The organism is Salinarimonas chemoclinalis (genome assembly GCF_041514305.1).
In the GTDB taxonomy this organism is placed as follows: Bacteria; Pseudomonadota; Alphaproteobacteria; order Rhizobiales; family Beijerinckiaceae; genus Salinarimonas; species Salinarimonas chemoclinalis.
Genome location: NZ_JBGMWH010000017.1, coordinates 31,925 through 45,965 on the forward strand (window position 1 = coordinate 31,925; position 14,041 = coordinate 45,965).

The window sequence follows — 14,041 nt, forward strand, 5'->3', positions numbered from 1 at the left end:
TTCGTGGCTCGTTCATGGATCACCATAGCCCGATCCGGGCGGCTCCGTCCACGGCGATCGTCCGGGGTCCTGAGGCGGGCGGACAGGGGGCGGCGATCGTGGCGACGTCCATGGCTTCGGAGGCGGAAAATGCGGGTGTTTCCACGATGGCCCGAAGTTCGGCGCGTTCGGCCGAAAAAGCCGGGACCCATCGTGGATCTCGGCGCTGAAGCGTGGCCGCTTGACAGGGCTTGCAGAGGAGGGTTATCGGCCGCATTCCGCGTGGATGCGGACTGAAACCTGCACCTGCCCCCCGACGAGGGCGGACACGGTTATCGGCCGCATTCCGCGTGGATGCGGACTGAAACCCGCCGACCCCCCCAGCAGGGCGTTCGGGAATACCTGTTATCGGCCGCATTCCGCGTGGATGCGGACTGAAACAGCATCACGAACAGCGACCCGACGAGGTACGCGTTATCGGCCGCATTCCGCGTGGGTGCGGACTGAAACCTGCGCTTGCAGGCGCAACAGCATGATCTCCGCCGTTATCGGCCGCATTCCGCGTGGATGCGGACTGAAACGGTGCTGCACGGTGGAAGTGGGTTGCGTGGAAGTTATCGGCCGCATTCCGCGTGGATGCGGACTGAAACTCGCGGCCAGAAGCGCGCGACTTCCTCCGGTTGTCGGCCGCATTCCGCGTGGATGCGGCCTGAAACCCATAGCCGTCGCCGTAGCCTTAGCCGGAGCGATATTGGCCGCATTCCCCGCGGCCGCATTCCACCTGCCGCCGCCCCACCCCTATTCCCCACCCCACCCCCGTGAATTGCCCAATCGCTCCGGCACCCGCACGCCCCCCTTGCGCAACGCATCTTCACCTTTCATAAAGGTCTCGAAGCGTCGCCGTACGGAGCAGCCCTCCCGTGCCCACCCTCGCCGTCTACGCCTTCGAGGCGAAGGCCATCCAGGCCTGGATCACCGCCGGCGGGCGGTTGCGGGACATGGTCGGCGGGAGCCGGCTGGTGGACGGGCTGTGCCGGCCGGAGGGGGACGCGCAGGAGGACGAGACGCTCGACCTCCTCTCCGACGTGCTGTGGCGCATGGGCGACGACGCCGCGCCGATCCGCTTCGCCCGGCGGGCCGGCGGCGCCGTGACCGCGCTCGTGGAGGCCGACCACCGTCCGGCCCTGGAGCGGCTGCGCGCGCTGCTCACGCTCGCCGTCCAGGTCGAGGCGCCGGGCCTCCCCTTCATCGACGCGCTCTACGACGCCGACGGGCTCGGCGACGCGCTCGCCGAGCGGCCGGGCGCCCTCGCCGCGGCGCGCGCGCGGGTGGCGCGGCCGGCGCCGCGGGCGACCCCCTTCACGCGGCTCTCCCCCCGCACCGGCGGCGCGGCGGTGCCGCCCGGCGCGGATTTCTTCCGCGGCGACGGGCTCGCGGTCGCGGGCGTCGACGTCACCGGCGAGGAGGCGCTCGACGCCGGCACGCTGGCGCGGCGGGTCGCCGTGGCGCGGGCGCGCCGGGACGGCAAGCGCGCGGGCGGCGCGGTGGGCCTCGAGCGGCGCATGCTGCCGCCGGCGCTCGCCGATTGCGTCTTCCCCACCGAGATGGACGCCGCCGAGGCCCCGCGCGGCGCCGTCGTGTTCCCCTTCTCCGGCGAGGACCGGACGGTCGGCCTCGTCCACGCCGACGGCAACCGCCTCGGCGAGACGCTGATCGCCGTCCAGTCCGCGCTCGCCGCCGTCGCGGACGCCGACGCCGGCGCGGGCTTCCTGCTCGCCCTGTCGAACGCCATCGGCACCGCCACGGCGCTGGCGGCGCAGGATGCGGTGTGGGAGACGCTCTCGCCGGTGGGGCACGTCCTGCCGGCGCGCCCGCTGGTGCTCGGCGGCGACGACCTCACCATCCTGGTGCGCGGCGACTGCGCCGTCGACTTCGCCGCCGCCTACCTGCGCGCGTTCGAGACGCGCACCCGCGAGGCGCTGGCTCCGGTGCGCGAGAGGGCCCGCGCGCTCGGCGGCGCGGCGCTGGAGGCGGCGGTGCCCGCCGCGCTCTCCGCCGGGGCGGGGATCGTCCTCGTCAACGCCAACCACCCGCTCGACCAGGCGGGAGACCTGTCCGAGAGCCTGACCAAGTTCGCCAAGGGGGCGGCCAAGAGGGCGGCCGAGAAGGCCGCGGCGGGGGCGCAGGCCGGCCGCCCCGGCGCCCCGCCGGCGACGCTCGCCTTCCACCGGGTGACGACGGCGCTCGCCGACGCCTACGGCGAGGCGCTGGAGGGCGAGCTGACGCTGGGCCGGGGTGCGGACGCGCGCCGGCTCACCTGCAATCCCTACGTCGTCTCGGGGGAGGCGCGGGACATGGCGTCCTTCGACGCGCTGGCCGAGCTCGCCGACGTGATCGCGACCGAGGGCTTCCCCCGCGGCCCGCTGCGCCGCTACCTCGGCGCGCTCGCCGCGACGCCGTTCCAGGCGCGGCTCGACTACCGCCGCTGGCGGGAGATCATGGAGGCGCGGGCCGGACGCTGGCTCGACGATTTCGATCGTGCGCTCGCCGCCTTCGGCGTGCCGAAGGGCGCCGAGGAGCCCTTCCCGCCGGGGCGCGACGGCGGCCCACCCGCGACGCCGCTGCTCGACGCGTTCGCCCTCGTCCAGATCGGCCGGCGCAGCCGCCGGAGCGCGTCCGGGGAGAAGGCTGCATGAGCGCCCCCGCCTCTGCGCGCGTGTCCGTCGCGCTCCATTCCTACTGGCATTGCGGCACGGGCCGCGGCGCCTCGGCCATGCTCGACGCCGTGATCGCCCGCGATGCGCTGGGCCTCCCCGTCCTGCCGGGGCGCAGCCTGCGCGGCCTCCTGCGCGAGGCGGTGGAAACCCTCGCGGAGATCGGGGCCGAGGTCGGCGGGCGCCCGCTGCCGGCGGACGCGGCGTCGATCCTGTTCGGCACGAGCGGCTTCGAGACGGTTCCCGGCGCGGCGCGGCCGCGGGCGAACCGGGGCACGGTCCCCGGCCGGCTCGCGGTCTCCGACGCGCGGCTCGAGCCCGCCGCGCTCGCGCATCTCGCCCATCTCGACGCCGAGGAGCGGGCCGTGCTCGCGCGAACGCTGGTGACCACGCTCGCCGCGACCGCGATCGACGACCACGGCTCGGCCAAGGCCGCGACGCTTCGCACCGTCGAGGCGGCGGTGCCGGTGGGGCTCGAGGCGCGCATCGACCTGCTGCCGCCGCCGCCCGGCGCCTCGGCCGCCGCGCTCGCCCTCGCCGAGCGCTGGCTCGACGTGCTCGTCGCCGCGGCGCCCTTCGTGCGGGCCGTGGGCGGCGGGCGCACCCGCGGGCTCGGCCGCTGCACGCTCGCGCTGTCGGAGGCGGCATGACGACGATCCGCCGCGCGCGCCTGCGCGTCGACCTCGACGACGCCTGCGTGTTCAGCGCGAGCAGCGCGACGACCGGCGGGCATCGCTCGCTCTCGGTCGTGCCGGGCGCGGCGCTCCTCGGCCTCGCCGCCTCGCGCCTATCGGAGGCAGGGGTCGCTCTCGACCCCTGGACGGTGCTGCACGGCGGCGCCGTGCGCTTCGGCGTCGGCCTGCCGCTCTCGGCCGAGGGCCGGATCGGGCGGCCGACGCCGCGGGTGCTGCACGTCGCCAAGGCCGATCTCGACGCCGGCGCGCATCGCGCGGACGGCAGGCTGGTGGACGCCAAGGTGGCGAACCTCGCCCGGGCGGCGCGGCGCGCGGGCGTCCAGCTCGAGCCGCTGAAGGACGGCTTCCTCGACGCCGCGCTCGGCGAGGTGCGCGTGCGCAAGACATACCGGCTCAAGACCGCCATCGACCGCTCCCGCGGCGTGGCCGCGGACGGCCTGCTGTTCGGGGCGGAGGCGGTCGAGGCCGGGCAGTCCTTCCTCGCCGAGATCGAGGCGGATGCCCGCGCCTTCGCCGCCGACCCGGCGGCGGACGCGGCCGCGTTCGAGGCGCTGGTCGCGCTCCTCGCATCGCCCGCCGGGCGCGCGGCCCGCCTCGGCCGCTCGCGCTCGGCCGAGTTCGGCGGCGTGACGATCACCCGCCTGCCGGCCGCCGATCCGGCCGCGCCCGGGGGAACCGCCTCGGGTCGGGTCGTCGTCTGGGTCCTGTCCGATCTCGCGTTGCCGGCGCGTCCGGAGGCGGGCGACGATACCGTCGATCCGGCCCTGTTCGGCCTCGACGGCGGGCACTTCGCCCCGGAACGCTCGACGCTCGCGACGCGCAGCCACGCAGCCTTCAACGGCCGCTGGGGTGTCACGGACGTCGAGCGCACGGTGATTGCGCCGGGCAGCGTGCTCGTCTTCGACGACGTGCACGGCGGCGTCTGCGGCGAGCGGCGCGTGGGCCTCCATCGCGCCGCCGGCCTCGGCCACGTCTGGATCGACCCGCCGCTCCTCGCCGGCGACCGTCCGGCGGGCTGGGACGAGCCGCACACGTCGCTTCGGAGCGAGACGGCGCGGCCGACCGGCGCGGAGCCTCCCCTCGTCGCCTGGATGCGCGCGCGCACAGGCGATCGCGTGCGCGTCGCGGCGAGCGAGGCGGCGGTGGCGCAGACCGTGGCGGTGCTCGTGCGCGCCTACGACGACGCCGAGAGCTACCTCGGCGCCGGCGCGGACGGCCTCGCCGGCCCCTCGCGGGCGCAGTGGAACGCCGTTGCCGAAGCCGCCCGCGCGGCGCGCCACCGGCCCGCCGGGGAGTTGCATGGCGCCGTCTTCCGCGAGCCGACGATGAAGATGAAGGACGGACGGGTCGACGACACGATCTGGGTGAGGCCCGTCGGGCCGGGCCGCACCCATGCCGACGTCCTCGCCGACACGATCGCGACGCTCGCCGCCCGCACCGATCTCGCCGCCGCCGACGTGCTCGCCATGGCGGCGGACCGGATGGCGCGGGAGACGGACCGGCTTCGCGTCGCCGACCCGCTCGCGGGAGGGCGCGCATGACCCGGCATCGCTGGCTCGCCCGCGTCGATCTGGAGGCCGCCTCCCCGCTGTCGATCGGCAACGGCGAGGCGAGCGTCCACACCGACGTCTCGCTCGTGCGCGACGCCTTCGGCCTGCCGACGCTGCCCGGCTCGGCGCTCGCCGGCGTGCTGCGGCGGATCGTGCTGCGCGCGGAGGGCGAGACCACGGCCGGTCGCCTGTTCGGCCGCGCCCGCGGCGCCGCCGGCGACGGCCGCGAAGCCTCCACCGTGACGCCGAGCTGGGGCGCGATCCACGATTGCCGAGGCGTTCCCGTCGACGGGCCGGTCGAGCGCGTCGACGCGGCCGCGCTCGCCCGCGACCCGATCCTCGGCCCGGCGCTGGAGACCGCGCCGATGCGGCGCGACCACGTGCGCCTCGATCATCGCGGCGTCGCCGCCGACCGCGCCAAGTTCGACCGCGCCGCCCTGCCGCGCGGCCATCGCTTCACGATGGACGTCGCGATCCTGCTCGCCGGGCCGGACGACGACGCCGACGCCATCGTCCGCGCCGCCCTGCGCGACCCCTGGCTCGCCATCGGCGGCGGGGCGCGGCGCGGCTACGGGCGGCTGCGGTGTGTGCGCCTCTCCGAGCTCCGCCTCGATCTGGCGCGCGCCGACGATCGCGCGACCTTCGCCGCGTGGCCGGGGCGGCTCGACGCACCGCTGCCCGAGGCGGTGATCACGACCGATTTCGAGAACCGGGACGAGGGCGGCGTCGCGATCGCGCTGACGCCGTTCGATTTCTGGCGCATCGGCGGCGGCAAGGCGCCCGCGCGGGCGACCGGCGCCGACAAGCCGCCCCACCTCTTCCCGCTCACCGAGCGGGCGGTGGTCTGGGACCAGGCCGGGCGTTCCGGCCGCATCGAGGAGACGCCCCGCTTCGTCGTGCCCGCGACGGCGATCAAGGGCGCGCTGCGCCACCGCACGGTGTTCCACTACCACCTGATCAAGCACCGCGAGGCGCTGGCCGGCGGTGCGGCGACGTCGGATCACGTCGTCATGCGTGAGGCGCCGACGCTCGCGCAGATGCGCCCGCAGGCCGTCGATGCCCTTTTCGGCTACGTCCACGAGCCGGACGAGCGTGAGGCCAAGGACCGCGGCGGCGAGGACCCCGTCGCCGCCATCGGGCGCGTGCTGATCGACGACGTCGTGATCGCCGACGACGACATCGCGACCGGCGTGCTCTGGCACAACGGCATCGACCGCTTCACCGGCGGGGTGCTGCCGGGCATCCTCTACGGCGAGGAGCTCGCCTGGCGCGGCAAGCTCCCGGTCCGGCTGCGCCTCGACGACGCGCGGGACGTCGACGCCGCCGCGCGCCGCGCCTTCGTCGAGGCGCTGCGCGATCTCGTCGAGGGCCGCTTGGCGCTCGGCGCGGGCGCCAACAAGGGGCACGGCTTCATGACCGGCGAAGCGTCCCATCTGGAGCCGCTCGCCGGCTGGGTCGAGACCGGGGAGGCCGTGGGATGACGTCGCTCGCCACCCTCGCCGCCGATCTCGACGCGCTCTTCGGCACGCGCGATCATTTCACCCCCGTGTGCCTCGTGGTGGAGGCGTCGCACGTGCCCGCCGCCGACGGTGTGGAGGCCCTCGCGACCGCGATCGCCGCGCAGGCGCCCCGCGAAGGCTGGCTGTGGGGCGACGGCGGCCCCCGGCGGCTCGCCCCCGGCGCCCCGCTCGCGCTGCCCGGCCGCCTCTTCGCCGCCGAGCTCGCGCTCACGGATGGCGCGAGCCTCCATGTCGACCACGAGGACGAGGGCCCGGGCGCGCCCGCGGGCTGGCGCCTCGTCCGGTACGCCGAGGCCGCGGGCGAGCCGACCCATCTCGCCGAGCGCGTGCTGCACGTCTCGACGCTGAAGGACGGCACCGGCCGCTTCGCGACGGGGCTCGTCTACCGCCGCTACTGGCGCGCGCAGGCGGGCGAGCCGGCGCGGACGGTGGCGGCGCGGTTCCTGGGGTTCGAGGGGTTGGGGGAGGAGGGGTGATGGCCGAGCCGACCGAGCTGCCCGACCTGATGCACGCGCCCTACAATTTCGTGCCGCTGCCCCCGGTCGTCATGGAGCCGGACTGGCAGGCGGCGGTGACCCAGGACGTTCCGCTCGCGGATGGCGTCTGCGGGACGTTCCCGATCCGCATCGAGGCGGTGACGCCGCTGTTGGTGGGGGGCGAGCGGGTCAAGCATGACAAGCGACCGACGGAGGTGCGGTTCTTGCTCGGGCCCGACAACGTGCACTATCTCCCCGGGTCGTCGCTCAAGGGCATGATCCGCGCACTCGTCGAGATCGCCTCGTTCGGCCGGATGAGTGCGGTCGCGGATCGGCGATTTCCGATCCGCGATCTCTCCGCGGGGCTGAGCGGCCTTTACCTCCCCCGCGTCAGGGAGGTCCATGCCGGTTGGCTTCGCTTCGAGGGTGGGAACTGGCGCGTGACCCCCTGCCACTATGCGCGCATCCGAAGCGCCGCCCTCGGCATCGACACGCAATACGCACCCTTCAAGTTCGCGTCAGCGAAATACGAGCGCTTCTACGGCCTGTGTTCGTCGGAACGTGCGCTCGTCCTTGAGAAACGCGGTCTGGGTCCCGACGACACCATTCTCGAGCTTGCGCCCGCCGGCGCGAGCGGAGCTCGGAAGGGGCGCATCGTCCTGACAGGCCAACCGAACGCCAACCGTCCCAGTGAGCGGAGCCCGAAGGACGTGGCGGCGGAACTTCTGGCCGCCGAAGAAGCGCAAACTTCCGGCGAGACGTCGTCCAAAAAGACGAAGAAGCACGTGCCGAAGCATCTGGACTTCGTCTTCTACGACAGGGAAGATTTTGATCTCGTCATCGACGATGACGTGATCAAGCGATTCCGAGATGTCAACGAGCAGGCGGATCGCTCTGTGAACCCCCAGGGACGAGGTCACTACGAAACCGGCATGTCGACATGGGACTACTTCAAGACCAATCGGGGCAGAAACCTGTTCGGCGGCGAGATCCCGATCTTCTACACCAAGAATGGGCGCGGCGACATCACCTCTTTCGGCTTGTCTCGCATGTTCCCGATACCGTCGGACGCGTCGGTGGGGGTCATCCTGAAGAGCACCTCGCGGCAACAGGTCGCTCTCGGCCACGGAATGGATCTCGCGACCCTGATGTTCGGCTGTATCGGCGATCAGGACACGGACGCGACGGCCGCCTTGAAGGGGCGCGTGTCATTCTCCCATTGCATGGTGGAGCCCGGGTGGGAGCCGGAGCTTCAGCCCCCATGCGTGCTCGGTCCGCCGAAGGCGAGCTTCTCTCCCGGGTACCTCGTGCAGCCCCACGATGGGGACGGGCGCTTGCGCGGCCAGAACTATGTCAGCTGGATGGATAGCGACGCGAAGCTGCGGGGATGGAAGCGATACCCGGTGAGGCCTCCCGCCTTGGCCGGCGTTCGCGGGCCGCCACCGAACGCGAACGTGAAGGTCCAGACCCAGCTGGAGACGATGCCTTCCGGAAGCAGGTTCACCGGAGACGTCCGCGTCCACAACCTCGGAACGGTCGAGCTCGGGGCGCTGCTCTGGGCGATCACCCTCGGCGGCGATCCCGCGAGGCGGCACGCATTCGGCATGGGCAAGCCGCTCGGCCTCGGGCAGATCCGGATCGAGATCGACGAGGCCGCCTGGACGCGCACGATGCGCGCGAACGCCGGAGGCCCAGCGCCGTCGCCTTCGGAGTGCATGCGATTGTTCGAGGAGCATATGCTGCTCTTCTGCAGACGTTCGGCGGGAATGACGTCCTGGAAGCAGAGCGATCCGATCCGGACGCTGCTCGCCATGGCGGATCCGGAGCAGGTCCGGGAGGTCAAGGGACGGCCGGTCGGACCTGCCGGGCTGCTGGAGACTATGCCCCTCGCCGATTTTCGGAGACGAAAGGGATCTTCCGGTCTCAACTCGGTGTCGCAGGTCCTGATGCCGTACTTGCGCAAGCCGGCCGCCGGGGCGGCGGCGAAGGCTGTCTTGGCGCGGAAAGGTAGCGCGGTCGTATATCAGGGTGAAGAAAAGGTCGTCTTACTGGAAGACCTCACACAGGCCGCCGTGGATCGCAATGCGAAGGTGAACGTGCAATTCGGCTCCGATCCGGAGCCGGTCGATGCCCGCGACCTTTCGGTCGAGAGCTAACGGCCCCGCCGATGACCGCCCCCCGCATCCTCCTCACCTTCCTCGGCGCCGGGCAGTACACGCCCACGACCTATCGCTTCGCCTCCGGCGCGGAACGCGAGACGGCGTTCTTCGGGACCGCCCTCGTCGAGGAGCTGCGGGCGGAGGGGATGGCGCCGGATCGGGTCGTGCTGGCGGGAACGTCGGGGAGCGGGTGGGGCGTGGCGCTGCGGGCGCTCGACGGCGAGAGCGATCTCCAGGCGCGTCTCCACGCGGAGGCCGAGGCGAACGCGAAGGCGTACGGGAACGCGTTCGACGAGGCGCTGCTCGAGGAAGCCCGCGAGCGGTTCACGGCTGCCTACGGCACCACGGTCGAGCCGGTCGTGCTGCCCTACGGGCGTACGGAGGCGGAGGCCCTGAGCCTCCTGCCGCTGCTGCACGACCGCGTCCCCCCGTATGCGCGTCTCGTTCTCGACGTCACCAACGGCCTGCGCCACCTGCCGATGACCGCGCTCGCCGCCGCGCTCGCGCTCGAGACGCTGGCGCCCGCGCCGATCGACGGCGTGTACTATGGCGCCCAGTCCATGAAGACGGAGACCGGGGCTGCCCCCGTGCTGCGGCTCGACGGGCTCATCCAGCTGATGCGCTGGGTGCGCGCGCTCGCGGTTTACGATGCGACCGGGCGGATCGGGCCGCTGGCGCGGGCGGTCGAGGGCGGCGCGGCGACGCGGGGCGACGCGGACCTCGCCGCGAGCCTCGATCATGCGGACTTCCTGGAGCAGGCGGGCCGGCTGGACGAGGCCGTGCCGGCGCTCGACGCCCTCGTTTCGGCGCTCGCGTCGGCGCAGGGCCCCGTCGCCCCCCTCGTCGCGCCGGCCCTGTCCGCGCGTCTCGCCTGGCGCGCCAACGCGACGCACTCCGCCCGCCAGGCGGCGCTCGCCCGAACGGCGCTCGCCGCCGGCGACTACCTCCGCGCGGCGCTGCACGGCTTCGAGGCAGAAGTGTCGCGGCGGATGGAGGCGGAGGGGAAGGACCCGCGCGACAGGAAGGCGCGGACGAGGGCACAGGAACTCCACGGGAAGGACGCCGTCGCGATCGTCGAGAAGAACGCGCCGGCCTCCGAGCGCGAGCGAGCGGCCGCGGCCACCCATCTCGACCTGAAGAACCTGCGAAACGCGCTCGCGCACGGGACCGAGCCCAGGGGCGAGGCGTTGAAGGCAGCCCTGGCGGACAAAGGCGCGCTCGTGGCGCTGCTCGAGCGGCTCCTGCCGGTGTCCTGAGCGGCCGCCGCGGGACGAGGCACACCCGACGAGAGCCGCCACACCCAACGGGGGCGTGCTCGGCTGCGCCCGCGACGGAGGCGCATCGGCGAAATTCGGCCGAGAAGGGGCTCCTCGGTCTACGCCCCCTGACTGGGGTATCAGTCCCCGTCCACGCGGAATGCGGCCGAGAATCCGCCGAGATCAACGCCGCCCGGGATGCCGGGTGTTTCAGTGCGCGTCCACGCGGAAGCGGCCTCAGAACGGCTTCGACAACGGCATCAATGCCGACGTCGAGGTTTCAGTCCGCGTCCACGCGGAAGCGGCCTCAGAACCGCTCGTGATGGTGTTCAAAAGCGCGCAGGAGGTTTCAGTCCGCGTCCACGCGGAAGCGGCCTCAGAACCCTCTTCCGTGCTCTCCCTGCCCGCGCGACGGGCGCCGAGTTTCAGTCCGCGTCCACGCGGAAGCGGCCTCAGAACGCGGCTCGGCTGGAGGAAGGACGGCCTCGGCGAGTTTCAGTCCGCGTCCACGCGGAAGCGGCCTCAGAACGGGCGGCATCGTGAGGTTCAACATCCGGACCATGTTTCAGTCCGCGTCCACGCGGAAGCGGCCTCAGAACGCCTACAGCTTCTGGCAGGCCCTGGGCGTAGCCCGTTTCAGTCCGCGTCCACGCGGAAGCGGCCTCAGAACATGCCCAACGGTGTCATCCGCGCCGAAGCCGAGGTTTCAGTCCGCGTCCACGCGGAAGCGGCCTCAGAACGACTCTCGTCGAGGCGCGGGTGCGGGGCCAGCTCCGACATGTTTCAGTCCGCGTCCACGCGGAAGCGGCCTCAGAACGTGTACGGCCCCGTGATCGCCGACTTCACCGGTTTCAGTCCGCGTCCACGCGGAAGCGGCCTCAGAACAACACAAGAAGGAGGGGCGCGCCAAGCGCGACGTTTCAGTCCGCGTCCACGCGGAAGCGGCCTCAGAACACCGTCCTCTCCAACATCGTGGCGCGGCTCGGGTTTCAGTCCGCGTCCACGCGGAAGCGGCCTCAGAACCATTCAAGTAAGGGCGGTCTACTCCCCGACTGCGTTTCAGTCCGCGTCCACGCGGAAGCGGCCTCAGAACTCAGAATTCGCGGGTGTCCAGGTCGAGGAGGTCGTTTCAGTCCGCGTCCACGCGGAAGCGGCCTCAGAACACCCCCTCCCGCAGGTCCTGTCAAGACTTTCCTGTCCGAGGCCCGAATCCACGATGGGTGCCGATTTTTCGCGCCGGAAGCGCCGATTTTCGCCCCATCGTGGAAATACCGAAGTTTTCGCATCGCCGCCTCATCCCTTCTTCCCCCGTTCCCAACCCCCGCCCCCACCGCTAAGCTCCCCCCATGCACGCCCCCGCGCAACCCGCCCCCCTCACGCCCCGCGTCGACCCCGACGCCCTCCTCGCCCTCTGGCAGCACGAGGAGATCCGCGTCGTCGCCGCGCGGCCGCGGGGGCTCGAGGATCATCCGGACCTGCCGGTGCGCATCCGCGGCGCCTTCGGGCGGGCGTTGGCGGATCGGCCTCCGCCCCGGCGGGCGGATCCGTTCGGGCGACCGCGCGCCTTCGACACGCTGTTCGGCGAGGGACAGGCGCCGCGGCCCTTCGTGATCGACGTCGACGTGCGCGGCGACGTCGTTCTCGTCGACCTGCGGCTGTTCGGGGCGGCCCGCATCCATGCCGACGATTCCCGCGAGGCGCTCGTCGCGGCGCTCGCCGGCGGCGTGGCGTTGAAGCCGCGGGGCATGCGCGTGCCGTTCGCCCCGCTCGATTGCCTGATGCGCCGGGCGAGCCCGCCCTGGCCCGCGCCGGCGGCGCGGGAGGCGCACGTGCGCTTCCTCACACCCCTCGTCATCCGCTCCGGCGGGCGGCTCTCGGCCGCGCCGGACGCGCTGCTCGTCGCCTGCGTCGAGCGCGTCAACGGGCTGGCCGCCTGGTCGGGCCTCGCGCCGAGCTTCGACCGCGCCGCCGCCCGCATCGCCGCCGCGCGCCTCTCCGTCGAGGCGCTGGAGACCATTCCCGTGCGCATGACACGCTGGTCCCAACGCGGCGGCGACACGCCCATCCCCGTCAGCGGCTTCCTGGGCGCGGTCCGCATCCACGGCCCCCTCGGCCCCTTCGCCCCCTACCTCGTCCTCGCCCGCGACACCCACATCGGCAGCCACGCCGCGATCGGGTTCGGGCGGGTGGAGGTGGCGCTGGGATAGGGACGGGCAGGGTCGCGGTCTCGGTTCGACAGGGGATGTGCGCGGGTCACCGGAGGTGCCGCAATGGTCGGCGATGCGCGCTGCGGCGTTGCCCCGGTGCGCAGCCGACGTCCCGGGCGTGCGCCGAGCTGGCGCGCCCACCTGTGCGCCCCTACACTGAGGCCGACGAAGAATCGCCCTCCATGACTCCCGACCGCGTCGACAAGGTCCGCGCCTCCCGCGACGGACATCAGTTCCACGAAGCCTGGGTGGCCCGCCATGCGCTGGGCCTGCTGCTCGCGCGCGGGCGAGCGGAGGACCTGTGCGGGATCGCCGTGGAGGGTCTCTCGCCCGAGGATGGCGAGGCGGCGGCGGACGAGGCCGTCGAGATCGCGGACGTGACGCTCTACTTCGGGGACGGCGTCTCGTTCGATGCCTGCGCGGGGCTCGAGGTGGCGCAGCTGAAATACTCCATCTCGAAGGCCGACACGCCCTTTCGAATGGCCGACGCGAAGAAGACGCTCGGCAAATTCGTGGCCGCCGACGCCGATTTCACGATAAAACATGGGCGCGACGCGGTCCTCGAGAAGGTCCGCTATGCCCTCGTCACCAACCGGCCGATCGATGCGGCCGCGCTCGACGCGGTAGAAGCGGCGGCGGCTGGCATCGAGCCGGCCGGGCAGGAGGCCAAGGATCAGCACGCGGCGCTGAAGACGGCGACGGGCCTCGAAGGCGAGGCGCTCGCGGCGTTCGCCAGGCGTCTCTCGTTCTCGGGACGGGTCCCGGAACTGCGGCGGCTCGAGCACGGAAACGGCCGAACCCTCGTCGACTGGTCGGCCTCCGACGACCTTTCCGCCGGCAAGCGCCTCGGGGACCTCCGCGCGCTCGTGCGCGACAAGGCGGGCTTCGCGGGGCAGAAGGACAATCTCATCACGGTGGTCGAGGTGCTGCACGCGCTCGGCGTGGACGAGGAGCAGGACCTCCTGCCGACGCCGGCCGCGTTCGTGGACATCGGGCCGGTGATCGAGCGTCCCCAGCTCGCCGACTTCGCGGCGGGGCTGGGAGACACCGGAACGTGGCTCGTCACCGCCGCGGGCGGCCTCGGCAAGACGGTCTTCCTTCAGAGCCTGGCGGAGCACCTGCGCGCCCGCGACGAGGTCGTCCTCTTCGACTGCTTCGGCGGCGGCGCCTGGCGAGCGCCGCAGGACGGCCGGCACCGGCCGGAACGCGGGCGAAACCGACGAGGAGGCCCAGGCGCGCCGGGTGCTGGACGCGGCGGTGTCTTCGGCGAACCCGCTCGACTTCGCCTCGATCGACGTCGTAGCCCGCGCCGCCGATGCCGTTCGTCCGAAGCGCGACGCGACGCTCGAAGCGTTCGCCACGCTACGCGCCCGTGTACCGTTCGGCCGGCGAAAAGCTCACCTCGACGCCATCGTCGCCTCGGAGGCCCTCGACCTCTATAGCAAGACCGACCTCCTCGCCGCAGCGGGAGAGGCCTGGTCTGCC

At 72.8% G+C, this 14,041-nt stretch carries 9 protein-coding genes and 2 CRISPR repeat arrays; all 9 genes read left to right on the top strand.

Annotated features, from left to right (window positions below; genetic code table 11):
• Positions 1-242: 242 nt before the first annotated feature.
• A CRISPR array of direct repeats spans positions 243-695; the repeat unit is 37 nt; unit sequence GTTATCGGCCGCATTCCGCGTGGATGCGGACTGAAAC.
• Positions 696-899: 204 nt separating this feature from the next.
• The 9 genes from AB9M23_RS19065 (at position 900) to AB9M23_RS19105 (ending at position 13,998) form a co-directional block, all read left to right on the top strand.
• Positions 900-2,675, top strand: coding sequence for a hypothetical protein (locus AB9M23_RS19065; RefSeq protein ID WP_372426165.1), 1,776 nt, complete (start codon positions 900-902; stop codon positions 2,673-2,675).
• Positions 2,672-3,343, top strand: coding sequence for an RAMP superfamily CRISPR-associated protein (locus AB9M23_RS19070; RefSeq protein ID WP_372426166.1), 672 nt, complete (start codon positions 2,672-2,674; stop codon positions 3,341-3,343). The genes AB9M23_RS19065 and AB9M23_RS19070 overlap by 4 nt, the downstream gene beginning before the upstream one ends.
• A complete protein-coding gene (locus AB9M23_RS19075) occupies positions 3,340-4,929 on the top strand; it encodes a hypothetical protein (RefSeq protein WP_372426167.1) in 1,590 nt (529 codons plus the stop codon). The genes AB9M23_RS19070 and AB9M23_RS19075 overlap by 4 nt, the downstream gene beginning before the upstream one ends.
• Positions 4,926-6,419, top strand: a complete 1,494-nt coding sequence (locus AB9M23_RS19080) for an RAMP superfamily CRISPR-associated protein (protein WP_372426168.1) — start codon at positions 4,926-4,928, stop codon at positions 6,417-6,419. Before AB9M23_RS19075 ends, AB9M23_RS19080 begins: the two co-directional genes overlap by 4 nt.
• On the top strand, positions 6,416-6,934 hold the full coding sequence (locus tag AB9M23_RS19085; RefSeq protein ID WP_372426169.1) for a hypothetical protein: 519 nt from the start codon (positions 6,416-6,418) through the stop codon (positions 6,932-6,934). The genes AB9M23_RS19080 and AB9M23_RS19085 overlap by 4 nt, the downstream gene beginning before the upstream one ends.
• Positions 6,934-9,090 (top strand): TIGR03986 family type III CRISPR-associated RAMP protein, encoded by a 2,157-nt coding sequence (locus AB9M23_RS19090; RefSeq protein WP_372426170.1) that lies wholly within the window; start codon positions 6,934-6,936, stop codon positions 9,088-9,090. The genes AB9M23_RS19085 and AB9M23_RS19090 overlap by 1 nt, the downstream gene beginning before the upstream one ends.
• A gap of 11 nt (positions 9,091-9,101) precedes the next feature.
• The gene (gene csx2 / locus AB9M23_RS19095) at positions 9,102-10,349 is read left to right on the top strand and encodes a TIGR02221 family CRISPR-associated protein (protein ID WP_372426171.1); all 1,248 of its coding nucleotides are present in this window, start codon (positions 9,102-9,104) and stop codon (positions 10,347-10,349) included.
• Positions 10,350-10,556: 207 nt separating this feature from the next.
• A CRISPR array of direct repeats spans positions 10,557-11,512; the repeat unit is 37 nt; unit sequence GTTTCAGTCCGCGTCCACGCGGAAGCGGCCTCAGAAC.
• Positions 11,513-11,695: 183 nt separating this feature from the next.
• Positions 11,696-12,556: a CRISPR system precrRNA processing endoribonuclease RAMP protein Cas6 gene (gene cas6, locus AB9M23_RS19100; RefSeq protein ID WP_372426172.1), complete on the top strand. Its 861-nt coding sequence runs from the start codon at positions 11,696-11,698 to the stop codon at positions 12,554-12,556.
• A gap of 182 nt (positions 12,557-12,738) precedes the next feature.
• Entirely contained in the window at positions 12,739-13,998 is a 1,260-nt protein-coding gene (locus tag AB9M23_RS19105; protein WP_372426173.1) for a P-loop NTPase family protein, read from the top strand.
• Positions 13,999-14,041: the final 43 nt, after the last annotated feature.